Here is a 23,027-nt window from a genome sequence, read left to right on the forward strand (position 1 = left end):
CCGCCACCGGTCCGCCCGCCCGTGGGCCGGACGCGGCCACCTGGGGAGGCGCGAGCCAATGGCGTACGACGATGCGGGCCGGACAGCGCCGCCGGAGACGTCGTCCGGTGTGCCCGCTGCCGTACTGGAGAACGTCTTCGACGACCCGGCGCACGGCGAACCCGGCCGGGACCGGATCGCGGTGCACGTGCTCTGGGAGTTCGTGCTGCTCGCCGGCCTGGTCACGATGGCCTGGCTGCTCTGGCGGGAGGACGCGGACGCGCTGCGCGGCGGCGCCCTGAAGACGCTGCTCGTCGACGTCGCGGCGCTCGGCCTGCTCACGCTCGCCGCCGGCCTGAGCCTGCGGGCCGGCGCGGTGAACCTGGCGATCGGCCCGGTCGCGCTGGCCGCCGCGCTGCACTTCGCCGAGCAGGGCGACCGGGGCATGCGGGAGGCGCTGCTGCCGGCGCTGGCGGTGGCGGCGGCGGCCGGGCTGGCGCTCGCCCTGGCCGTGGTGGTGCTGCACGTGCCCGGATGGGCGGCGAGCCTGGCCGGGGCGGCCGGTGTGATCGTCTACCTGGAACGGCGGACCGGCCCGGTGGCGGTGCAGGGTGACTACGACCCCCGTCGCAGCGCGCTCTACTTCTTCGTCGGCTTCGCCGCCGTGGCCGTCCTCGGTGGCCTGTTCGCCGCGATGAAACCCGTACGCCGTCTCATCGGCCGGTTCCGTCCGGTCGCCGACCCGGCCCGGCGGCGCGGCGCGGTGGCCGCCACGGTGACCGCGCTGGCGCTCGTCGGGTCCACGGTGCTGGCGATGCTCGGCGGCGTGCTGATCGCGGCGAACGGGGACGGTCAGGTCGCGCCCGGCACCGGCCTGGACTGGACCGTGCTGGCGGTCGGCACGGTGATGCTCGCCGGCACGAGCGCGTACGGGCGCCGCGGCGGCATCTTCGGCACGCTGTTCGCGGTCTGCCTGGTGGTGGTGTTCCTCGCCTGGACCGTCCCGTACGGCTGGACGGTCAGCCGGTGGGCGCTCGGCGCCGCCGTGCTCGGCGTGGGCCTGCTCGTCACCCGGCTGGTCGAGACGTTCGGCCGTCCCCGCCCGGCAGCGCCGGGTCCGCTCGGCCCGGTCCGCCCGGCCCGGGACGGCGCGTTGAGCGGCGGCTGGACGATGACCCCGGCGCCCGAGCCGGCCGACACCTGGCCGTCGGTGCTGCCGGTACGCCAGCACGACACCCCGGTGGAGGCATGGGAGGCGCCGCGCTGGGACAACGAGCCCCGGCGCTGGGACGCCGACGACCGCTGACCGGCGGACGCCGTGCGTCCGGCGCGCCCGGACTGATCTCTCCGGTTAGGCTCGGCGGCATGACCGAAACTCCCGCCCCCGGCGGCCGCACCTTCGACGAGCTCGACAAGCTCTCCACCGAGGAGCTGCGCGAGCAGGCGTTCCACCTGGCGCGCGAGCGCCGCGACGTGGGGTTCTTCTGGTCGGTCCTGCGGCACCTGCCGAACGCGGACGAGGCCGCCGCGCTGGACGGCGCGCCGAACTCGGTCGGCCCGACCATCGACGAGGCGAACGCGCTCTGGCGTGAGCTGACCGGGCACGGCTACGAGGAGTCCGCGCCGCTGCTGCGCGCCGCCTTCATCGACTACCTGATGAAGCACTGAGGTCGATGACGGCACGCCGGCCGACGGCGGCCGACCGGTTACGCAGGTTTGCCCGGCGGGACCGGCCGGGAACTGACCGCCGCATGGCTCTGAGCAACCGCCCCCGCACCGTCTCCCGGTACGGCTCGGCCGCCGGCACCGGCACGCTCGCCGCGTTCCTGCTCGTCGCCGTCGGCGGCAGCCCGATGTACGTGGACTGGGCGCAGCGCGGCACCGACCCGACCGGGGCCGGTGGCTGGTTCCTGCGGCTGCTCGCCTGGCCGTCCTGGCGGTGGCACGCCGACGAGGGCGTGTTCGCCACCAACCTGCGGGCGATCCTGCTGATCGTGCTGGCCGCGGCGCTGCTGTACCTGCTGCCGGGCCCGCAGACCGACCGGGTCACGTCCTCGGGCAGCCAGTTCCTCTCCGGCTGGGGCGCGTACGCGCTCGCGGGCGGGCTCAGTGCCCTGCTCGCCACGCTCCTCGGGCCGCACGGCTCGCTGTTCGCCGCGTTCCAGGCGGCCAGCACCGGCGTCACGTACGGCTTCTTCGCGGGCTGGATCGTCGGACTGGCCAGCCTCGGCGGCCGGGCCTGACCTCAGTCCACGGCGCCCAGCGTCAGCAGCCGGGTCCGGGCGAGCAGCCCCACCGCGCGGCCCTCCTCGGTGACCACCGCGTGCTCGGCGCCGGCGGTGAGCAGCGCGCCGAGCGCGTCGTACGCCGAGTCGCCGAGCGCCACAGTGGGCAGGCCGGTGCCGCCGTCGGCCGGGAGCGGGTCGAGCACCGCGCGGGTCACCGGGGTGACAGCGAGCCGCCGGATGCCCCGGTCGGCGCCGACGAACTCGCGGACGAAGTCCGAGGCGGGCGAGCCGAGCAGCGCGGCGGGTGTGTCGTACTGCTCCAGCCGGCCGCCCTCGGACAGCACCGCGATCCGGTCGCCCAGCCGGACCGCCTCGTCGAGGTCGTGGGTGACCAGCACGATCGTCTTGCGTACCTCGGCCTGCAAGCGCAGGAACTCCTCCTGGAGGCGGGTCCGGACGATCGGGTCCACGGCCGAGAACGGCTCGTCCATCAGCAGCACCACCGGATCGGCGGCCAGCGCGCGGGCCACGCCCACCCGCTGCCGCTGCCCGCCGGACAGTTCGTGCGGGTACCGCCGGCCGAACTGCGCCGGGTCCAGACCGACGAGTTCCAGCAGTTCGTCGACCCGGTCCCGGGTCCGCTGCTTCGGCCAGCCCAGCAGCCCCGGCACGGTCGCCACGTTCGCGGCGACGGTCTGGTGCGGGAACAGGCCGACGTTCTGGATGACGTAGCCGATGCGGCGGCGCAACGCCACCGGGTCGACCCGGGTGACGTCGTCGTCGCCGAGCAGGATCCGCCCGTCGGTCGGCTCGATCAGCCGGTTGATCATCCGCAGCACCGTCGACTTGCCGCAGCCGGACGGGCCGATCAGCACCACCAGCTCGCCGGCCGCGACCTCCAGGCTCAGCTCGCGTACCGCCTCGGTGCCGTCCGGGTACCGCTTGCGGATGCGCTCCAGCGTGATCGACGCCGCGCCGCCTCCGGCGGTGCCTCCCGGGGTACCGTCCACGTGTGTCCCTCCACCTGAGCTACCGGGCCGACCCGGGTAATCCGTGGTTCTCCTGGCAGTACGTGCGGGACAACTCTGACACGATCCTCGCCGCGCTGCGGGAGCACACCTCGCTGACCGCCCGGGCCGTGGTGATCGCCGCGCTGGTGGCGCTGCCGCTCGCGGTGCTCGCGTACTGGTTCCGGTCGCTGTCGGCCCCCATCCTGGCGGTGACCGGGGTGCTCTACACCGTCCCGTCGCTGGCGCTGTTCGCGTTCCTGGCGCCGTACCTGGGCATCGGCGCGATCACCGTGCTCACCGTGGTGGCGCTGTACGCGTTGCTGGTCATCGTGCGCAACGCGCTGGCCGGGCTGACCCAGGTGCCACCGGAGGTGCGCGAGGCCGCCGAGGGCATGGGGTACGGCAGGTGGGGCCGGCTGTTCCGGATCGAGCTGCCGCTGGCGTTACCCGGCATCCTCACCGGCGTACGGCTGGCGACCGTGTCCACCGTCGCGCTCGTCACAGTCGGGGTGGTGGTCGGCCGGGGCGGGCTCGGCCAGCTCATCTTCGCGGGCTTCCAGAACAACTTCTACAAGGCGCAGATCATGACCGGCACGGTGCTGTGCGTGCTGCTGGCGCTGGTGCTCGACCTGGTGCTCGCGGGCGTGGGCCGCCTGCTCACCCCCTGGCTGCGCGGGAGGTCCGCCCGGTGAACCCCGTCGAGCAGGCAGTGGTCTGGCTGAACGACCCGCTGAACTGGACCAACCCCGGCGGGGTGCTGGACCGCCTCGGCGAACACCTGAGCATGTCCGCGCTGGCGGTGCTGCTGGGCTGCCTGGTGGCCTGGCCGATCGGGCTCTGGCTCGGGCACAGCGGCCGGGGCGGCGGGCTGGTCCTGCTGGTCTCCAACGTCACGCTGGCGATCCCGACGCTGGCGCTGCTGACCATCCTGCCGCTGACGTTTCTCGGCTTCGGCCGCCCGGCCGTGGTGGTGGCGCTCGCGGTCTTCGCGGTGCCGCCGCTGCTGGCCAACGCGTACACCGGGGTGCGGCAGGCCGACCCGGAGGCCCGGGACGCGGCCCGGGGGATGGGCCTGTCCGGCGGGCAGGTGCTGCGCCGGGTGGAGCTGCCGCTCGCGGTGCCCTACCTGGCGGCCGGCTTCCGTACCGCGGCGGTGCAGGTGGTGGCCACGGCCGCGCTCGCCTCCTTCGTCAACGGCGGCGGGCTGGGCCAGATCATCCGGGCCGGGTTCGGGCTCGACATCGCCGCCGGCGGCGGGCAGATCATCGCCGGCGGGGTGTTGGTGGCCGGGTTGGCGCTGCTCGTCGAGGGGGTGCTCGCGCTGGTGGAGCGGGTGGTCACGCCCCGACCGCTGCGCCGCGCACGCCGGCGGGCGAGCCGTCGCGCGACGGCGGCGACGGCCGGCGGCTGATCCGTCGGTGACGATCAGGTGACGAAAACCGCTCCGAGTTTGTCGGTCGGGTCCGGAAGATATTGGCTGGAGTCGCGGGTGGCCGTCCGGATCGCCCGTCGGACACGCGGCCGGCCCGGCAGGGTCGCGCCGGGACACGGAAGGCGGGCACTGATGCGCGCGCGTACGACACTGGCCGCGGGGGCGCTCGGCGCACTCACCGCGGCTGTTCTCCTCACCGGCTGCGGCGACGCCGGCTCGTCCGGCACCGACGCGCCCGAGCAGGGCGCCTCGGGGGCGGGCTGCGCGCCGGTGGCGGGCGACCAGCTGGTCGTCCTGACCGACGACAAGAAGCTCCAGAACACCGACAACGTCATCCCCGCGATCAACGCGAAGGCGGCCACGCCGCAGCTCGTCGCCGCGCTGGACAAGGTCTCCGCGAAGCTCGACACCCCGAAGCTGATCCAGCTCAACCGGGCGGTCGACGTCGACCGCAAGACGCCCCAGGTCGCGGCGGAGGAGTTCGCCTCCGCCAACGGCGTGACCGACGGGATCGAGAAGGGCCCGGGCGGCCAGATCACCGTCGGCGCGGGCAACTTCAGCGAGAGCCAGACCATCGCCGAGCTCTACAAGATCGCGCTCACCGCGGCCGGCTACCAGGTCAAGGTGCAGACCATCGGCAACCGGGAGCTCTACGAGCCGGCCCTGGAGAAGGGGCAGATCCAGGTCGTCCCGGAGTACGCCGCCACCATGGCGGAGTTCCTCAACACCAAGGCCAACGGCAAGGACGCCCAGCCCGTCTCCTCGCCGGAGCTGGACAAGACGGTCGCGGCGCTGAAGACCGAGGGCGAAAAGTCGGGCCTGGCCTTCGGCCAGCCGTCCCAGGCGCAGGACCAGAACGCGTTCGCGGTCACCAAGGCGTTCGCCGACAAGTACGGCGTCTCCACGCTCTCCGAGCTGGCCGCCAAGTGCTCCGGGCAGGCCACCGTGCTGGCCGGGCCGCCGGAGTGCCCGCAGCGGCCCAAGTGCCAGGCCGGTCTGGTCGAGGTCTACGACTTCAAGGCCGGCTCGTTCAGCTCGCTGGACGCGGGCGGCCCGCAGACCAAGAACGCGCTGAAGACCGGCTCGGCGAGCGTCGGCCTGGTCTTCTCCTCCGACGCGGCGCTGGCCGCGAGCTGACGCACCACCGCCGGCCGGCGCCACGCGTGCCGGCCGGCGGCACGGCGGCCCTGTTCGACGGTCCGCCCATCGAGTGGTGCCGACCCGTTCCCCTCCGGTGGAACTCTCGGTAGTCTGCTCAGCCATGCCCGCCTCGGTCGCGCCCGCCGACAAGAGCACGCCCACCCTGCTCACCGTCCTGTTCTGGGTCGGTGTGGGGCTGGCGCCCCTGGCCGCGCTCATCCTGCTGATCGCCGACGGCAACGGCTCGCTCCGGTTCGGCGCCGTCCTGGCGATCCTCGCCGTCGTGCTGATCGGTCTGTCCATCGCGCTGCGGCCGGAGAGCGGTTCCGGGGGCGCGGCCGCCGAGGAGATGCGCGAGGAGTTGGCGCAGCTCCGGCGGGAGCTGCGGGCCGAGATCGTGGCCGCCGCCCAGCGCGGCAACCAGGCGCTCGACCAGGCACGCCGGGCCGAGGAGGTGGCCGGCGCGGTACGGCACCGGCTCGACGCGGCCGCCGCCGGACTGGCCTCCGCGCCCGCGTCCGCCTCCGTCTCCGTGGCCCCCTCCGCGTCGGCACCGGAGCGACCGAGCGGCGCGGCCCGGGTGCCGGTCACCGGCACGCCCGACGCCGGCCGGGCGCATCCGGCCGGGCGGGACGACGACGAACCGGCCCGGTCGGCGTACTCCGGCGGCCGCTACGGAACCGACTACGACGCGGACCCGCCTCGGACCGGCCACCACGACGCCGACCCGCCTCGGACCGGCCGCTACGAGGCCGAGCCGTCCCGGACCGGCCACCACGACGCCGACGTGCCTGCGGTTTCCCGCTACGACGCCGATTCGCCTGGGGGCGGCCGTTACGACGTCGAGCCGCCTCGGGCAGGCCGCTACGACTCCGAGCCGCCCCGGACCGGCCGTTATGACGCCGAGCCGCCGTCGCGTGCGGGCCACTACGAGACCGAGCACCCCCGGGCCGGCCGCTACGACTCCGAACCGGCGCGGGCCGGTCGGCACGACGCCGAGCCGGCGCGGGCCTCAGTGCGTCCCGACCAGCCGGCGAGCGGGGTGTACGGCGCGGCGCGGGTGTCCGACCCGGTCGTCCGGCCGGAGACCCGCCCGGTCGGCGTGGTCCACCACACCGAGACGGTGCACGTCACCACGCGGCACACGATCGTCGGCGGTGGTGAGCCGGCCGGCAACCGGTACGGCGGATTCCCCGGCGGCTGGCCGGACGAGGACCGGTCCCGGGGCGCGGACCCGGCCGACCAATGGCGCGCGGGACAGCGCGACCCGGGCGTCCGGTCAGGCCACCGCGCCGGGTCCGACGACGGTGGCCGCCGTGCCGGGTCGGACGACGGCGGCTGGGGCGGCGGGGCCGGCGACGACGGGCACTCGTGGACCGCCCCCGGGCGTCCTGCTGCCGAGCATCCGTGGGCGGGTGTCGGCCGGGCCGCCGCCGCGGAACAGGGCTGGTCCGGGCGTACCGCAGGAGACCAGGGCTGGTCGGGGCGTACCTCCGGGGGCGGCTGGTCGGGCGACCAGGGCCGGACGGCGGCCGACGAGCAGCGACCCTGGTCCGGCGGCGGTGACGACCGGGCCGGGCGAGCGGCGAGCGCCTGGCCGGCGGGCACGGCAGACGTACCGGAGGCCCCGGCCGGCCGGGCGGGCACCGACGGCGACCAGTGGTCAGAGATGCGTGCCGGCAACCGGTGGGCCGCGGTCCGCGACGACGGTGCGGGCCGGGAGATCCGGCTCGGGGAACGGCGGGCCGCCGTGCACGCCGACGGTGGCGGCACGGAGTACCGGGTCGAGGACCGGTGGGCGTCGGTACGCGGCGGCGGACCGGACGCGAGCGCGCCGGACGGACCGGACGCCCGATGGTCCGGGGAGAGCCACCCGGCGCTGCCGGCCGGCGGGGTGCCGGTGCCGGACGAGTGGCGGCCGCCGACGCAGCGCAGCGGCCAGCCGGAATGGCGCCAGCCACCCCCGGAGTGGCGTCAGCCCGAACCGGAGCAGTGGCGTCGGCCCGAGCCGGAATGGCGGCCGGCGGAACCGGAGTGGCGCAGCCCGGAGCACGGTGGGCACGGCCGGCCGCACCGGGACGACGCCGACCGCTGGCGCTGACCGCCCACGATCACTTGTCGATGTCGCCCACCACGAAGAACATCGAGCCGAGGATGGCGATCAGGTCCGGCACCAGGCAGCCGGGCAGCAGCGACGACAGCGCCTGCACGTTCGCGTACGAGGCGGTGCGCAGCTTCATCCGCCAGGGCGTCTTCTCGCCCCGGGACACCAGGTAGTAACCGTTGATGCCGAGCGGGTTCTCGGTCCAGGCGTACGTGTGCCCCTCGGGTGCCTTCAGCACCTTGGGCAGCCGCGTGTTCACCGGCCCGCTGATCCGGTCCACCCGGTCCAGGCACTGCTCGGCGAGGTCTAGTGAGACGTACACCTGGTCGAGCAGCACCTCGAAGCGGGCGTGGCAGTCACCGGCGGTCTTCGTCACCACGGGCACGTCGAGCTGGTCGTAGGCCAGGTACGGCTCGTCGCGGCGCAGGTCGAGGTCGAGCCCGGACGCCCGGGCGACCGGCCCGGACGCGCCGAACGCGGCGGCGTCGGCGGCGGACAGCACACCGACCCCGACGGTACGGGCCAGGAAGATCTCGTTGCGCCGGATCAGGTTGTCCAGGTCGGGCATGCGGCGGCGTACCTCGGCGATGGCGGCGCGGGCGCGCCCGGTCCAGCCCGCCGGCACCTCCTCCTTCAGGCCGCCGACCCGGTTGAACATGTAGTGGATCCGGCCGCCGGAGACCTCCTCCATCACCGCCTGGATGGTCTCCCGTTCCCGGAACGCGTAGAACATCGGCGTGATCGCGCCGATCTCCAGCGGGTACGAGCCGAGGAACATCAGGTGGTTGAGCACCCGGTTCAGCTCGGCCAGCGCCATCCGCAGCCAGGTGGCGCGTTCCGGCACCTCCATGCCCATCAGCCGTTCGACGGCGAGCACCACGCCCAGCTCGTTGGAGAACGCCGACAGCCAGTCGTGCCGGTTCGCCAGCACGATGATCTGCCGGTAGTCGCGTACCTCGAAGAGCTTCTCCGCACCCCGGTGCATGTAGCCGACGATCGGCTCGGCGGCGACCACCCGCTCCCCGTCGAGTACCAGCTTCAGCCGCAGCACGCCGTGCGTCGAGGGGTGCTGCGGCCCGATGTTGAGCACCATGTCGGTGCCGAGCTGCTCACCGCCGGCGCCGGTGCCGACTGTCAGCTCGCGGAGGTCGGCGGCGTCCGTGGTCATGCCCGTCATCGTGCCACGACCGCGTCGAGCGCGACGCCGACCGGCTGGCGCAGCCACAGGTGCCCGCCGAGCCCGGCCGGGTCGGTCAGCTCGGCCGCCGCGGACGCCGCGGCCAGCGCCCGCAGGTAACCGGCCGGGTCGCGGGAGGCCAGGCTCAGCGGCGGTCGCCCGCCGTCGGCCCCGAGCGCCCGCAGCGCCTCCCGCTGCGAGATCAGGGAGTACGCGCACCGCGCGACCCGCTCACCGGCGGAGGCGACCGAGTCCATGGCGACGTGCGCCGTCACGTCGCAGGATCCGTCCGGGACCGGCGGCACCTGCCGCCCACCCCGGTACCCGGTGAGCGTCCCGTCGAGAGGACGCGAGTCCCGCAGATGCCCGTAGTCCACCGCGAGCGCCAGCCCGCGCGCCACCTTCCCCACCGCCCCGGCCCAGGCCAGATCCCGTCCCACCCCGATCTCCGCCCGCCCACCGCCCTGACTGACGTCGGTGATCAAGGAGTTCGTGTCCTGATCCGGGCCCTCCGCGGCCGCAAACTCCTTGATCACCGGGGCGGGAGCCGGGGCGGGAGCCGGGGGCCACCAGTGGGTCAGCCAGGTGGTGTCGGTTGGGGAAGGGGCCGGTCCGACTGTCTCCTCGCCGGTTTTCGGGTCCACCAGGAGGACGCGCCAGCCTGCGGGGGTGTGGACCGCCACGTCGACGGGGACGTTGTCCAGCCATTCCGTGGCCAGGAGCAGGCCGGTGATGCCGTCGGGGATGTCGGGCCGCCAGTCGATCTCCGGGGGCAGGTCCGGCGGGCGGGTGGCTCGTTCCACGGCTACCGGCCTGATCCGGGCGGACAGCTCGGGTGCGGCCTGGGCCAGCAGGGCCCGGAGCAGTTCGCCCCGCCCCGCGCCCACGTCCACCACGTCCAGGCGGGCCGGGTGCCCCAGCGCCGCGTCCACCATCTCGAGCTGCCGCACAAGGCAGGCGGTGAAGACGGGTGAGGCGTGCACGCTCGTGCGGAAGTGCGCGGCGGGCCCGGCGCCGGAGACGAAGAAGCCGTCCGGCCCGTACAGCGCCCGCTCCATCGCGTCGCGCCAGCGCAGCGGGGAGGTCACCGTGCCGACCCTACGGGACGTACCCGAACGGGCGGTTTGCCCGCCACCGGAGCGGCCGCTTCGGGCGGTCGGTGAAGGTTTTCACACCTTCTTGTTTCGGGTCTGTCACCCGGGCGCATACTTGCCATCGACCGGTACCCCCTTCGAGGACTGGATCGCTGCCATGAGCGCACCGCTGCGCCCCCGGGCCACCGCTGCCCCGCTCGTCTTCCCGCGTACCCTCGCCGTCGGCGTCCTCGGCGCCGGCCGGGTCGGCGCCGTGCTGGGCGCGGCCCTCGCCGCCGCCGGCCACCGGGTGGTCGCCGCGTCCGGCGCCTCGGGCGCGACACGGGCCCGGCTGGCGCTGCTGCTGCCGCAGACCCCGCACCGCACCGCGTCCGAGGTGGCGCGCGCCGCCACCGACCTGCTGATCGTCGCGGTCCCGGACGACGCACTGGCGGGCGTGGTCGCGGATCTGGCCGCGAGCGGCGCGCTGCGCCCCGGCCAGGTGGTGGCGCACACCTCCGGCGCGCACGGGCTCGCCGCCCTGGCCCCGGCCGTCGAGGCGGGCGCCCGGCCGCTCGCGCTGCACCCGGCGATGACCTTCACCGGTACGCCGGACGACCTGTCCCGCCTGCCCGGCATCTCCTACGGGGTGACCGCCCCGGCCGAGCTGCGCCCGTTCGCGGCCCGGCTGGTGGCCGACCTGGGCGGCGTACCGGAGTGGGTCGGTGAGAACGACCGGCCGCTCTACCACGCGGCGCTCGCGCACGGCGCGAACCACCTGGTGACGCTCGTCAACGAGGCCGCCGACCGGCTGCGTGACGCCGGTGTGGAACGGCCGGAGAAGGTGCTCGCCCCGCTGCTGCGGGCCGCGCTGGAGAACGCGCTGCGGCTGGGCGACGACGCGCTCACCGGCCCGGTGTCGCGCGGTGACACGGGCACCGTACGCCGGCATCTGGACCGGCTGGCGCGGACCGCGCCGGAATCCGTACCCGCGTATCTGGCGTTGGCACGACGGACGGCGGACCGCGCCGTCGCGGTCGGCCGCCTCCGCCCGGCGGACGCGGCCGCGCTGCGGAACGTGCTCGACGGAATCGAGGTGGCGGCCTGATGGCCGAGGTGCTGCACACGCGCAAGGAACTGGCGGCCGCCCGTGAGGCGATGGCCGGCCCGGTCGGCGTGGTGATGACCATGGGCGCGCTGCACGCCGGGCACGAGGCGCTGCTGCGGGCCGCCCGCGAGCGCGCCGGCCACGTGATCGTCACGATCTTCGTGAACCCGCTGCAGTTCGGCCCGAACGAGGACTTCGACCGCTACCCGCGCACGCTCGACTCCGACCTGGAGATCTGCCGCCGGGCCGGGGTGGACGTGGTGTTCGCGCCCTCGGTGACCGAGATGTACCCGGAGGGCCGGCCCACCGTGCGGCTCGACCCAGGTCCGCTCGGCGAGGACCTGGAGGGACTGAGCCGTCCCGGCTTCTTCCACGGCGTGCTCACCGTGGTCATGAAGCTGCTCCAGCTCACCCGCCCCGACCTGGCCTTCTTCGGCGAGAAGGACTACCAGCAGCTCACCCTGGTCCGCCGTATGGTCCGCGACCTCGACGTGCCGACCGAGATCGTCGGCGTGCCGACCGTACGGGAACCGGACGGGCTGGCCATGTCGAGCCGCAACCGGTACCTGTCGGCGGAGGAGCGGCAGACCGCGCTTAGCCTGTCCGCCGCGTTGCGGGCCGGTGCGGCGGCGGCCGAGCGGGGCGAGGACGCGGGTGCGGTGCTGGCCGCCGCCCACCGCGCCTTCGACGCGCCGGACGCCCGCCTGGACTACCTGGTGCTCACCGACACCGAGCTGGAACCCGGCCCGGTCGACGGTCCGGCCCGGCTGCTGATCGCGGCCTGGGTCGGCGCCACCCGCCTGATCGACAACACGGCGATCCACCTCGCGCCGCGTCCCTGAACCCCACCACGAATGCGGAAAGGCACCCCGATGTTCCGGACCATGCTCAAGTCGAAGATCCACCGCGCCACGGTGACCCAGGCCGACCTGCACTACGTCGGCTCGGTCACCGTGGACGAGGATCTGCTCGACGCGGCGGACCTGCTCCCCGGCGAGCAGGTCGCGATCGTGGACATCACCAACGGCGCCCGGCTGGAGACGTACGTGATCCCGGGCCGGCGGGGCAGCGGTGTGATCGGCATCAACGGCGCCGCCGCGCACCTGGTGCACCCCGGTGACCTGGTCATCCTGATCTCGTACGGGCAGATGGACGACACCGAGGCCCGCACGTACCGCCCTCGCGTGGTGCACGTCGACGCCGACAACAAGGTCGTCGACCTCTCGACGGACCCGACGACGGCAGCTCCCGGCACCGCCGGAACCCCCATCCCCAACCCACTCGCCTCCGCCCTCAGCTGACCCCCCTTCTCGCCGCTGATCTTGCAGTTGCGGCCCTCCTCTGGGCTGCTATGTCCGGTTTGCCGGGGCAACAAGCGCAAGATCGACGAGGTGGACGGGCGGGGAACGCGGTCTGTCACCGGAAGGTCATTTTCGGCTACCCTGGGCGGACCGTCGGGGATCGACGGTCGTCGGCTGGGGGAGGCCGCGATGCGCCGTGCGATGAGCTTCCTGGTCGCCGCGATGGTCGCGAGCGCCGCCCTGACCGGCTGCGCGGGCGCCGGCGGGCTGGACGCCGACCTCACCGACGACTGGGCCCCGATGGCCGCACCCGGGCCGTTCACCCCGGCCGCGGGGGTCTGCCAGGTCGCGGACTTCACAGCGAGCGTCGGCCTGGCCGCGTACGCGCCGGTCGGCTGCGAGCTGCCGCACCGGGTGGAGACCGTGCACGTCGGTGCGTTCACCGCCGACCGGCCCGACCCGCCGCCGCTCACCTCACCCGAGCTGCGTACCGCGTTCGCCGACTGCGACAAGCGGGCCGCCGGGTACGTGGGTGACGACTGGCGCGCCGGGCGGCTCCGGCTGGCGGTGGCGGTGCCGACGGGCGCCGGCTGGACGGCGGGCTCCCGCTGGTACCGGTGCGACCTGACCGAGCTGACCATGGTCGAGGCGGCGGCCACCGTGGTCACCCGGACGGGCAGCCTGCGCGACGCGCTCAAGACACCCTCCCCGCTCCGGCTCGGCTGCCAGCGCACCGGGCGGGACGCGGGCCGGGTGCAGCGGCTCACCCCGGTCGACTGCACCGTCGCGCACGACGCCGAGTTCGTCGGCGTGTGGGCCGCGCCGGACCGTCCGTACCCGAAGAAGCCGGAGGACTGGGTGCCGCTCTACGACGGCTGCTTCGGCGTGATCGCCCGGTACGCCGGGGTGCCCGCCGACGCGTTCCTGCGCTACCGCAGCGACGTGGTGGTCCGGCCGCCCGCCGCAGGTCGCTGGGCGGTCGGGGACCGCGGCGTGCGCTGCTACCTGTGGCTCAGCGACCGTACGGTGACCACCTCTCTGAAGGGCGCCGGACCGGCCGCCCTCCCGCGCCGGACGAGGTAGCCGAGCGCACTCGTCACGCCCCCGGCGCCCGAGCCGAGTTCGCTTCGGGTTGACTGTGCTCATGGACGTACCCACCGTCGACCTGCCGGCGCTGCCTCGGCTGCTCGCCGCGCCCGCCCCCGGCTGGGTGGAGACGACAGACGTGATCGTGGTCGGCTCCGGCGTGGCCGGGCTGACCGCCGCGCTGCACCTGCGCGAGGCCGGGCTGCACGTCACGGTGGTCACCAAGGTCGACATGGACGAGGGCTCGACCCGCTGGGCGCAGGGCGGGATCGCCGCCGTACTGGATCCGGCGGACACCCCGGACGCGCACGCGTACGACACGGAGGTGGCCGGGGTCGGCCTCTGCGACCCGGCGGCGGTCCGCGCGCTCGTGGCCGAGGGTCCGACCCGGCTGCGTGAGCTGATGCGGATCGGGGCGGAGTTCGACCGCAACCCGGACGGCTCGCTGATGCTGACCCGGGAGGGCGGCCACCGAGCCGACCGGATCGTGCACGCCGGCGGCGACGCCACCGGCGCGGAGGTACAGCGGGCGCTGCACGACGCGGTCCGCCGCGACCCGTGGATCCGGCTGGTGGAGCACGCCCTGGTGCTGGACCTGCTGCGCGCACCCGGCGACGGGCCGGGCGGGCTCGGCCCGGCCTGCGGCATCACGCTGCACGTGCTCGGCGAGGGCAGCGAGGACGGCGTCGGCGCGATCCTCGGCCGCGCGGTGGTGCTGGCCACCGGCGGGATGGGGCAGATCTTCGCCGCCACCACCAACCCGGCGGTCTCCACCGGGGACGGGGTGGCGCTGGCGTTGCGCGCGGGCGCGGCGGTCACCGACGTGGAGTTCGTCCAGTTCCACCCGACCGCGCTGATCGTGCCGGCGGGCGGGCCGGGCGCGGGGCTGGCCCAGCAGCCGCTGGTGTCCGAGGCGCTGCGCGGCGAGGGCGCCCACCTGGTCGACGGCGACGGCAAGCGCTTCATGGTCGGCCAGCACGAGCTGGCCGAGCTGGCTCCCCGGGACGTGGTCGCCAAGGGCATCCACCGGGTGCTGCTCGCGTCCGGCGCCGACCATGTGTTCCTGGACGCCCGGCACCTCGGCGGCGACTTCCTGGCCCGGCGGTTCCCCACCATCGTGGCGTCCTGCCTGGCCATCGGCGTGGACCCGGCGACCGACCTGATCCCGGTGGCGCCGGCCGCGCACTACGCCTCCGGCGGCGTCCGGACCGACCTGCGCGGCCGTACCTCCATCCCCGGCCTGTACGCCTGCGGCGAGGTGGCCTGCACCGGCGTGCACGGCGCCAACCGGCTGGCCAGCAACTCGCTGCTGGAAGGGCTGGTCTTCTCCCGCCGGATCGCCGAGGACATCGCCGCCGGGCTGCCCGAGCAGGCCCGCCCGGCGGAGACCGGCGCCTGGGTGGGCGGGCCGGGCGCGCTGGTGCCGGCGGCCGGCACGGCGGAGCTGCAACGGGCGATGACCCGGGGCGCGGGCGTGCTCCGGTCGGCGCGGACGCTGGAAGCCACCGCCGCCACGCTCACGGAGCTGGGCGCGGGGCAGGGCGTGCCGCGTACCGCCGACTGGGAGGCGACGAACCTGCTCACGGTGGCGTCGACGCTGGTCGCGGCCGCGTACGCGCGCCAGGAGACGCGGGGCTGCCACTGGCGGGAGGACTTCCCGACCGCCGACGAGCGGTGGCTGGGTCACCTGGTGGCCGAGGTGGGCACGGACGGCCGGGTGGCCGAGCGCTGGGAGGAGATCAACCGATGAGGGAGTCGACGGAGCGGGCGCTGCGGGACGGCGGCCTGGACCCGGAGCGGGTCCGGCACGTCATCGTCGACACGCTGCACGAGGATCTGGGGCCCGGCTTCCTCGACGTCACGAGTGTGGCCACCATCCCGGACGAGCAGCACGACACGGCCGATCTGGTGGCGCGCGCCGACGGCGTGGTGGCCGGGCTGCCCGTCGCCGCCGCCGTGTTCGAGCTGGTCGGCGAGGTGACCGGCGCGGGGCGTACGGTCGAGGTCTCGCTTGTGGCCCACGACGGGCAGCGGGTGGCGCGCGGTGACGTGCTGGCCACCGTGACCGGCCCGACCCGGCTGCTGCTGACCGCCGAGCGGACGGCGCTGAACCTGCTGTCCCGCATGTCCGGGGTGGCGACGCACACCCGGGCCTGGGCCGACGCGCTGGCCGGCACGAAGGCGACGGTGCTGGACACCCGCAAGACCACGCCGGGCCTGCGGGCGCTGGAGAAGTACGCGGTCCGGGCCGGTGGCGGCACCAACAAGCGGATGGGCCTGTACGACGTCGCCATGATCAAGGACAACCACAAGGTCGCGGCGGGCGGGATCGCTGCCGCGTTCCGCCGGGTGCGGGAGGCGTTCCCCGACGTCGCGGTGCAGGTCGAGGTGGACACGCCGGCCGAGGCGGTGGAGGCGGTCGAGGCGGGCGCCCGGTTCCTGCTGCTGGACAACATGACCCCGGCGCAGCTGCGCGAGGTGGTGGCGTCGGTGGGCGACCGGGCGGAACTGGAGGCCACCGGCGGGCTGACGCTGCCGATGGCGGCCGAGTACGGCGCGACCGGCGTCGACTTCCTCTCCGTCGGCGCGCTCACCCACTCCTCGCCGATCCTGGACATCGCCCTCGACCTGCGTGACGTCTAGGCTGCCGCTGTGCTGCTCTGCATCGACATCGGAAACACGAACACCGTGCTGGCGACCTTCGACGGCGACAAGCTGGTGCATTCGTGGCGGATCAAGACCGACGCCCGTTCCACGGCGGACGAGCTGGGCCTGATGTTCCGCGGACTGCTCGCCGGGGACGCCGTGGAGATCACCGGCGTGGCCGCCTGCTCGACCGTGCCGGCCGCGCTGCGCTCGCTGCGCACCATGCTCGACCGGTACTACGCCGACCTGCCCAGTGTGATCGTCGAGCCGGGTGTCCGGACCGGCGTGCAGCTCGCCATCGACAACCCGAAGGAGGTGGGCGCGGACCGGGTGGTCAACACGCTGGCCGCGTACACGCTCTACGGCGGGCCGTCGATCGTCGTGGACTTCGGCACCACCACCAACTTCGACCTGGTCAGCAGCCGGGGGGAGTTCCTCGGTGGGGCGTTCGCCCCCGGCATCGAGATCTCCTTCGACGCGCTGGCCGCCCGCGCCGCCCAGCTGCGCAAGGTGGAGGCGACCCGCCCGCGTTCGGTGATCGGCAAGAACACCGTCGAGTGCCTCCAGGCCGGGCTCTACTTCGGCTTCGCCGGTCAGGTGGACCGGATCGTCGAGCGGATGTCCGAGGAGCTGGGCGGCGTGAAGGCGGTCATCGCCACCGGCGGCCTGGCGTCGCTGGTGCTCGGCGAGTGCCACACCATCACCCACCACGAGCCGATGATCACGCTGATCGGCCTGCGGATGGTCTACGACCGCAACGTCTGAGGTCAGCGGCAGCGGGCCCGCAGCACGAACGTCCGGTAGGGCAGCTCGACCGTCTCCCGGCCGGTCAGGTCCGGGTGGGAGGCGAACAGCTCCGCCAGCTCCGTGTCGACCCGCCGCCGCTCGTCCGCGTCGGCCGTCAGCCAGTACGAGCGGGTGTGCAGCATGCCCACCACCTCGTCCGGCGTGAGTGTGGTGGCGTGCGGGAACTCGCCGACCTCGACGTCGGTGAAGGCGGGGCCGAAGTCCGCGTACCGCTGGGTCACGTCGCCCGCGTTGTCGCCGAGGTGGGCGATCCGGCTCAGCTCCGCGACCCAGCCGACCCGCTCGTCGCGGATGTTCCAGACCGGCGCGAACGTGCCGCCCGGGCGCAGCACGCGGGCCACCTCGGCGTGCGCCGGCTCCCGGTCGAACCAGTGGTAGGCCTGCCCGACCAGCACCGCGTCCGCCGATCCGTCCGGCAGCGGCACCGCCTCGGCGCTGCCGGCGAGCGCCGTCGTACCGGGCGTGGCGGCGGCCAGTTGCGCCCGCATCCCCGGATCCGGTTCCACGGGTACGACCTGAGCCACCGGCCCGGTCAGCGCCAGGAGCCCGCGGGTGAGGATGCCGGTGCCCGCGCCGAGATCGACCACCCGGGCGGCGTCCAAGCCGTCCAGCGCCCAGCACAGCGCCGCCTCCGGATAGCGGGGACGGAACCGGTCGTAGTCGGCCGCGGCCGCGCCGAACGAGAGCGCCGCAGTGGGGTCGGTCATGGCGGGCAGGTTATCCCGTAACGGCCGCCACGGCGCTTGAGTACGCTCATGTGCTGACCCCGCCGATGTTCCCAAGGCTTGAGGAAGCGTGCCGTGACCGAGCAGAACGCCCTGCCAACAGACCCCGCCGACGACCTTCCCGAGCAGATGAAGGTCCGCCGGGAGAAGCGGGACCGGATGCTCGCCGAGGGCGTCGAGCCGTACCCGGTCGGTTTCCCGCGGACCACCACGCTCGCGCGGCTGCGGGAGCGCTACGCCGACCTGCCCACGGACACCGCCACCGGCGACCGGGTCTCGGTCACCGGCCGGGTGATCTTCATTCGCAACACCGGCAAGCTCTGCTTCGCGACGCTTCGGGACGGTGACGGCACCGAGGTCCAGGCGATGCTCTCGCTGGACCGGGTCGGCGCCGAGCGGCTGGCCGACTGGAAGCGCCTGGTCGACCTCGGTGACCACGTCGGCGTGACCGGCGAGGTGATCACCAGCCGGCGCGGCGAGCTGTCCGTTCTCGCCGAGGAGTGGGCGGTCACCGCCAAGGCGCTGCGCCCGCTGCCGGTGGCGCACAAGCCGCTCAGCGAGGAGTCCCGGGTCCGCCAGCGCTACGTGGACCTGGTGGTCCGCCCGCAGGCCCGGCAGATGGTCCGCACCCGGGCCACCGCCGTACGCAGTCTGCGCGACACCCTGCACGGGCAGGACTTCATCGAGGTCGAGACCCCGATGCTGCAACTGCTGCACGGCGGGGCGGCGGCACGCCCATTCGTGACCCACAGCAATGCGCTCGACACGGATCTGTATCTGCGAATCGCGCCGGAACTGTTTCTCAAGCGTGCGGTCGTCGGTGGCGTGGACCGCGTCTTCGAGATCAACCGCAACTTCCGTAATGAGGGCATCGACTCTTCGCACTCGCCGGAGTTCGCGATGCTGGAGGCGTACCAGGCGTACGGCGACTACCACACGATGGCCGAGCTGACCCGAAATCTCGTACAGCAGGCCGCGGTGGCGGTCGCCGGCTCGACGGTGGTGACCCACGCCGACGGGCGCGAGTTCGATCTGGGCGGCGAGTGGCGGTCGGTGACGCTGTTCGGTGTTCTTTCCGAAGCGCTCGGTGAGGAGGTCACCGTCCGCACCGAAAGGGCGCGCCTGGTCGAGTACGCGGACAAGGTCGGTCTCTCCGTCGACCCGAAGTGGGGACCGGGCAAGCTGGCCGAGGAGTTGTTCGAGGAACTGGTCGTGCCGTCCCTTCAGGCGCCGACGTTCGTCATGGACTACCCGGAGGAGACCAGCCCGCTGACCCGGGCCCACCGCAGCGAGCCGGGCCTGGCCGAGAAGTGGGACCTCTACGTGCTCGGATTCGAGCTGGGCACCGCGTACTCGGAGCTGGTCGACCCGGTCGTGCAGCGGGAGCGCCTGGTGGCCCAGGCGCAGCTCGCGGCGCGCGGCGACGACGAGGCGATGCGGCTGGACGAGGACTTTCTCCGGGCGATGGAGTATGGAATGCCGCCGTCCGGCGGCATGGGAATGGGAATCGACCGGCTGCTGATGGCGCTGACGGGACTCGGAATTCGGGAAACGATCCTGTTCCCGTTGGTCCGGCCCGAGTAGGCGCTCCCCCCAAGCCTTCTCCGGCTCGTTACCCCGTCCTATTGACGGAACAAGCGCCGGACGGGTTATTGTGCTCGGTGTATTGCAGGAGTACAACCCTGCTCGAAAGGAATGTGGGACGTGGCCAAGCAGATCATTCACAAGCTGGTCGATGACCTGGACGGCGGGGACGCTGACGAGACCGTCAAGTTCGCGCTCGACGGCGTGCAGTACGAGATCGACCTCTCCGCTTCCAACGCCGGGAAATTGCGCGACGTATTCGCGCCGTACATCGCGAACGGAACGAAGGTCGGTCGCGGGGGCGTGGTCGTGGGTGGCCGGGCCGCTCGGGGCCGGGGCGGCGCGACCGCCGACCGCGAGCAGAACCGGGCCATCCGCGAGTGGGCCAAGAAGGCCGGCAAGGACATCTCCGACCGGGGCCGTATCCCGCAGGAGATCGTGGACGAGTACCACGCGAAGGCGGGGCACTGACCCCACCCTCGTCACGGGCGACGCCGACGCCGGACCGGAGTGCGACTCCGGGCCGGCGTCGCCGTTTCCGTACCGGGGTCACCGTTGCGCCCCGACGTCCCCGGCGGTGCCGGATGTCCGGTCCGGCCCACCCGGCGCGGGTGGCGGCGTCGCCGGGAAGAAATCCCCGCCCGGGGTGGTTGTCCACAGGCGGTGGAGAGTTCATCCACAGGCTGTGGACGACCCGGCGGACGCCTCGGTGCCGCCTCCGGTCCACTCGACCGGCCGTTCGGGTGCCGGTCGAATTTCGCTCTGCGCGTACAGGCAGGGGCCCCGGAACACCTCCTGAGCGTGGACGGTTGTCAGAAACGACGTCGGAACGGTCATTCGCGGGGGCACACGACCTCAGCGGAGACGGTCCGCGGCGATAGAGTAAGGAGGCACGGACGCCCGTCCCGGACGTCCGCGCACCGGCCCCGCCGAGATCTGACCATCAAGGCGCACGGCACGTGAGGAGCACGAGGGCATGTTCGAGCGGTTCACCGACCGAGCGCGACGGGTTGTCGTCCTGGCCCAAGAAGAGGCCCGGATGCTCAACCACAACTACATCGGTACGGAACACATCCTGCTGGGCCTGATCCACGAGGGTGAGGGTGTCGCGGCAAAGGCCCTGGAGAGCCTCGGCATCTCCCTGGAGGGCGTGCGTCAGCAGGTCGAGGAGATCATCGGCCAGGGCCAGCAGGCGCCGAGCGGGCACATCCCGTTCACGCCGCGGGCCAAGAAGGTGCTGGAGCTGTCGCTGCGCGAGGCGCTGCAGCTCGGCCACAACTACATCGGCACCGAGCACATCCTGCTCGGCCTGATCCGCGAGGGCGAGGGCGTCGCCGCCCAGGTCCTGGTGAAGCTGGGCGCCGACCTGAACCGGGTGCGCCAGCAGGTCATCCAGCTGCTCTCCGGCTACCAGGGCAAGGAGCCGGCCGCCGCCGGTGCCGCCCCGGGTGAGGCCGCGCCGTCGACCAGCCTCGTGCTGGACCAGTTCGGCCGCAACCTGACCCAGGCCGCCCGCGAGGGCAAGCTCGACCCGGTCATCGGGCGCGAGAAGGAGATCGAGCGGGTCATGCAGGTGCTGTCCCGCCGCACCAAGAACAACCCGGTGCTGATCGGCGAGCCCGGCGTCGGCAAGACCGCCGTGGTGGAGGGCCTGTCCCAGAAGATCATCAAGGGCGAGGTGCCCGAGACGCTGAAGGACAAGCAGCTCTACACGCTCGACCTCGGTGCCCTGGTCGCCGGTTCCCGCTACCGCGGTGACTTCGAGGAGCGCCTGAAGAAGGTGCTCAAGGAGATCCGCACCCGCGGCGACATCATCCTGTTCATCGACGAGATCCACACCCTCGTCGGTGCGGGCGCGGCCGAGGGCGCGATCGACGCCGCCAGCATCCTCAAGCCGATGCTGGCCCGTGGTGAGCTGCAGACCATCGGCGCCACCACGCTCGACGAGTACCGCAAGCACCTGGAGAAGGACGCCGCTCTGGAGCGTCGTTTCCAGCCGATCCAGGTGGGTGAGCCGTCGCTGGCCCACACCATCGAGATCCTCAAGGGCCTGCGGGACCGCTACGAGGCCCACCACCGCGTCTCCATCACCGACGCCGCGCTGGTCGCCGCCGCGACGCTGGCCGACCGGTACATCTCCGACCGGTTCCTGCCGGACAAGGCGATCGACCTGATCGACGAGGCCGGCGCCCGGATGCGGATCCGCCGGATGACCGCGCCGCCGGACCTGCGCGACTTCGACGAGCGCATCGCCCAGGTGCGCCGCGACAAGGAGTCCGCGATCGACGCGCAGGACTTCGAGCGGGCCGCCCAGCTGCGCGACACCGAGAAGCAGCTGCTGGGTCAGAAGGCGCAGCGGGAGAAGGAGTGGAAGGCCGGTGACCTGGACGTCGTCAGCGAGGTCGACGACGAGCAGATCGCCGAGGTGCTCGGCAACTGGACCGGCATCCCGGTCTACAAGCTGACCGAGGAGGAGACCTCGCGCCTGCTGCGCATGGAGGACGAGCTGCACAAGCGCGTCATCGGCCAGGAGGACGCGGTCAAGGCGGTCTCGAAGGCGATCCGGCGTACCCGGGCCGGCCTGAAGGACCCGAAGCGCCCCTCCGGCTCGTTCATCTTCGCCGGCCCGTCCGGCGTCGGTAAGACCGAGCTGTCCAAGGCGCTCGCCGAGTTCCTGTTCGGCAGCGAGGACGCCCTCATCCAGCTCGACATGTCGGAGTTCCACGACCGGTACACGGTGTCCCGGCTCGTCGGTGCCCCTCCCGGCTACGTCGGCTACGACGAGGGCGGGCAGCTGACCGAGAAGGTGCGTCGCCGGCCGTTCTCGGTGGTCCTCTTCGACGAGATCGAGAAGGCCCACCCGGACGTGTTCAACACGCTCCTCCAGATCCTGGAGGACGGGCGCCTCACCGACGGCCAGGGCCGGATCGTGGACTTCAAGAACACGGTCATCATCCTGACCACCAACCTCGGTACGCGTGACGTCGCCAAGGCGGTGTCGCTGGGCTTCCAGGCCTCTGAGGACTCCGAGTCGAACTACGACCGGATGAAGCAGAAGGTCAACGACGAGCTCAAGCAGCACTTCCGGCCCGAGTTCCTGAACCGGATCGACGACACCATCGTCTTCCACCAGCTGCGTCAGAACGAGATCCTGTCGATCGTCGACATCATGATCGCCCGGATCGAGTCCCAGCTGCGGAACAAGGACATGGGTCTGGAGCTGACCGACAACGCGAAGAAGTACCTCGCGAAGAAGGGCTTCGACCCGGTGCTGGGCGCGCGGCCGCTGCGTCGCACGATCCAGCGCGACATCGAGGACAACCTGTCCGAGCGGATCCTGTTCAACGAGCTGACCCCGGGTCAGATCGTGGTCGTGGACTGCGAGGGCGACCCGGAGGACATCGACAAGTCCAAGCTCGTCTTCCGGGGCGCGGACCGGCCCGACGCCGTGCCGGACGCGGTCCCGGCGGACCTTGGCGGCACCGCCGCCACCGGCGCGGACGACGCCGCATAAGGTCCGCACAGTTCGAGGGCGACGGCCCCGGTAGGCGAAAGCCACCGGGGCCGTCGCCTTTCCATCTCCCCGCCCGCCCCACCCACCCCGCCTGGTCTCGCCCACCCCGTCGA

The 23,027-nt window shown here is 73.3% G+C and carries 21 protein-coding genes; 17 read left to right on the forward strand and 4 right to left on the reverse strand.

Annotation, left to right across the window (positions count from 1 at the left end; genetic code table 11):
* Positions 1-58: 58 nt before the first annotated feature.
* The 3 genes from M8C11_RS03165 to M8C11_RS03175 all read left to right on the forward strand — a co-directional run bounded on the left by M8C11_RS03165 (position 59) and on the right by M8C11_RS03175 (position 2,222).
* Positions 59-1,285 carry an ABC transporter permease gene (locus M8C11_RS03165; RefSeq protein WP_252448247.1) on the forward strand — a complete coding sequence of 409 codons (1,227 nt, stop codon included), beginning with the start codon at positions 59-61 and terminating at the stop codon, positions 1,283-1,285.
* A 59-nt stretch (positions 1,286-1,344) separates the two neighbouring features.
* Complete coding sequence (locus tag M8C11_RS03170; RefSeq protein ID WP_120572796.1) at positions 1,345-1,647, forward strand: hypothetical protein; 303 nt, start codon at positions 1,345-1,347, stop codon at positions 1,645-1,647.
* Between the two features lie 83 nt (positions 1,648-1,730).
* A complete protein-coding gene (locus M8C11_RS03175; protein WP_091425714.1) occupies positions 1,731-2,222 on the forward strand; it encodes a hypothetical protein in 492 nt (163 codons plus the stop codon).
* Between the two features lie 2 nt (positions 2,223-2,224).
* Here the strand turns inward: M8C11_RS03175 and M8C11_RS03180 are convergent, their stop codons facing one another.
* Positions 2,225-3,217: an ABC transporter ATP-binding protein gene (locus M8C11_RS03180; RefSeq protein ID WP_252448248.1), complete on the reverse strand. Its 993-nt coding sequence runs from the start codon at positions 3,215-3,217 to the stop codon at positions 2,225-2,227.
* Between the two features lie 2 nt (positions 3,218-3,219).
* On the opposite strand from M8C11_RS03180, the gene M8C11_RS03185 reads away from it, so the two are divergent.
* The 4 genes from M8C11_RS03185 to M8C11_RS03200 all read left to right on the forward strand — a co-directional run bounded on the left by M8C11_RS03185 (position 3,220) and on the right by M8C11_RS03200 (position 7,890).
* A complete protein-coding gene (locus M8C11_RS03185; RefSeq protein WP_120572798.1) occupies positions 3,220-3,909 on the forward strand; it encodes an ABC transporter permease in 690 nt (229 codons plus the stop codon).
* Positions 3,906-4,628, forward strand: a complete 723-nt coding sequence (locus M8C11_RS03190) for an ABC transporter permease (RefSeq protein WP_252448249.1) — start codon at positions 3,906-3,908, stop codon at positions 4,626-4,628. Before M8C11_RS03185 ends, M8C11_RS03190 begins: the two co-directional genes overlap by 4 nt.
* 153 nt (positions 4,629-4,781) lie before the next feature.
* Positions 4,782-5,786: a glycine betaine ABC transporter substrate-binding protein gene (locus M8C11_RS03195; RefSeq protein WP_252448250.1), complete on the forward strand. Its 1,005-nt coding sequence runs from the start codon at positions 4,782-4,784 to the stop codon at positions 5,784-5,786.
* Positions 5,787-5,910: 124 nt separating this feature from the next.
* A complete protein-coding gene (locus tag M8C11_RS03200; protein ID WP_252448251.1) occupies positions 5,911-7,890 on the forward strand; it encodes a hypothetical protein in 1,980 nt (659 codons plus the stop codon).
* Positions 7,891-7,900: 10 nt separating this feature from the next.
* Here M8C11_RS03200 and M8C11_RS03205 read toward each other — a convergent pair whose 3' ends face one another.
* Entirely contained in the window at positions 7,901-9,070 is a 1,170-nt protein-coding gene (locus M8C11_RS03205; RefSeq protein WP_205775963.1) for an NADH-quinone oxidoreductase subunit D, read from the reverse strand.
* On the reverse strand, positions 9,067-10,128 hold the full coding sequence (locus M8C11_RS03210) for an SAM-dependent methyltransferase (RefSeq protein WP_252448449.1): 1,062 nt from the start codon (positions 10,126-10,128) through the stop codon (positions 9,067-9,069). The genes M8C11_RS03205 and M8C11_RS03210 overlap by 4 nt, the downstream gene beginning before the upstream one ends.
* 193 nt (positions 10,129-10,321) lie before the next feature.
* On the opposite strand from M8C11_RS03210, the gene M8C11_RS03215 reads away from it, so the two are divergent.
* From M8C11_RS03215 to M8C11_RS03245, 7 genes are all read left to right on the forward strand, one after another.
* Positions 10,322-11,251: a Rossmann-like and DUF2520 domain-containing protein gene (locus M8C11_RS03215; RefSeq protein WP_252448252.1), complete on the forward strand. Its 930-nt coding sequence runs from the start codon at positions 10,322-10,324 to the stop codon at positions 11,249-11,251.
* A complete protein-coding gene (gene panC, locus M8C11_RS03220) occupies positions 11,251-12,093 on the forward strand; it encodes a pantoate--beta-alanine ligase (protein WP_252448253.1) in 843 nt (280 codons plus the stop codon). The genes M8C11_RS03215 and panC overlap by 1 nt, the downstream gene beginning before the upstream one ends.
* A 30-nt stretch (positions 12,094-12,123) precedes the next feature.
* On the forward strand, positions 12,124-12,552 hold the full coding sequence (gene panD, locus M8C11_RS03225; protein ID WP_252448254.1) for an aspartate 1-decarboxylase: 429 nt from the start codon (positions 12,124-12,126) through the stop codon (positions 12,550-12,552).
* Positions 12,553-12,741: 189 nt separating this feature from the next.
* On the forward strand, positions 12,742-13,635 hold the full coding sequence (locus tag M8C11_RS03230) for a septum formation family protein (protein ID WP_252448256.1): 894 nt from the start codon (positions 12,742-12,744) through the stop codon (positions 13,633-13,635).
* Positions 13,636-13,696: 61 nt separating this feature from the next.
* Entirely contained in the window at positions 13,697-15,388 is a 1,692-nt protein-coding gene (locus tag M8C11_RS03235) for an L-aspartate oxidase (protein ID WP_252448258.1), read from the forward strand.
* Positions 15,385-16,281, forward strand: a complete 897-nt coding sequence (gene nadC, locus M8C11_RS03240; RefSeq protein ID WP_252448260.1) for a carboxylating nicotinate-nucleotide diphosphorylase — start codon at positions 15,385-15,387, stop codon at positions 16,279-16,281. Before M8C11_RS03235 ends, nadC begins: the two co-directional genes overlap by 4 nt.
* 9 nt (positions 16,282-16,290) lie before the next feature.
* Complete coding sequence (locus M8C11_RS03245; RefSeq protein WP_013288955.1) at positions 16,291-17,049, forward strand: type III pantothenate kinase; 759 nt, start codon at positions 16,291-16,293, stop codon at positions 17,047-17,049.
* Positions 17,050-17,051: 2 nt separating this feature from the next.
* Here M8C11_RS03245 and M8C11_RS03250 read toward each other — a convergent pair whose 3' ends face one another.
* Positions 17,052-17,798 (reverse strand): class I SAM-dependent methyltransferase, encoded by a 747-nt coding sequence (locus tag M8C11_RS03250; RefSeq protein ID WP_252448261.1) that lies wholly within the window; start codon positions 17,796-17,798, stop codon positions 17,052-17,054.
* 93 nt (positions 17,799-17,891) lie between these two features.
* Here M8C11_RS03250 and lysS point away from each other — a divergent pair, with 93 nt between their 5' ends.
* From lysS to M8C11_RS03265, 3 genes are all read left to right on the forward strand, one after another.
* On the forward strand, positions 17,892-19,400 hold the full coding sequence (lysS, locus tag M8C11_RS03255) for a lysine--tRNA ligase (protein ID WP_252448262.1): 1,509 nt from the start codon (positions 17,892-17,894) through the stop codon (positions 19,398-19,400).
* Positions 19,401-19,520: 120 nt separating this feature from the next.
* Positions 19,521-19,871 (forward strand): Lsr2 family protein, encoded by a 351-nt coding sequence (locus tag M8C11_RS03260; protein WP_013288952.1) that lies wholly within the window; start codon positions 19,521-19,523, stop codon positions 19,869-19,871.
* Between the two features lie 505 nt (positions 19,872-20,376).
* Positions 20,377-22,914, forward strand: coding sequence for an ATP-dependent Clp protease ATP-binding subunit (locus M8C11_RS03265; RefSeq protein ID WP_120572812.1), 2,538 nt, complete (start codon positions 20,377-20,379; stop codon positions 22,912-22,914).
* Positions 22,915-23,027: the final 113 nt, after the last annotated feature.

Source organism: Micromonospora sp. CPM1 (assembly GCF_023896895.1).
Taxonomy (GTDB): Bacteria; Actinomycetota; Actinomycetes; order Mycobacteriales; family Micromonosporaceae; genus Micromonospora; species Micromonospora tulbaghiae.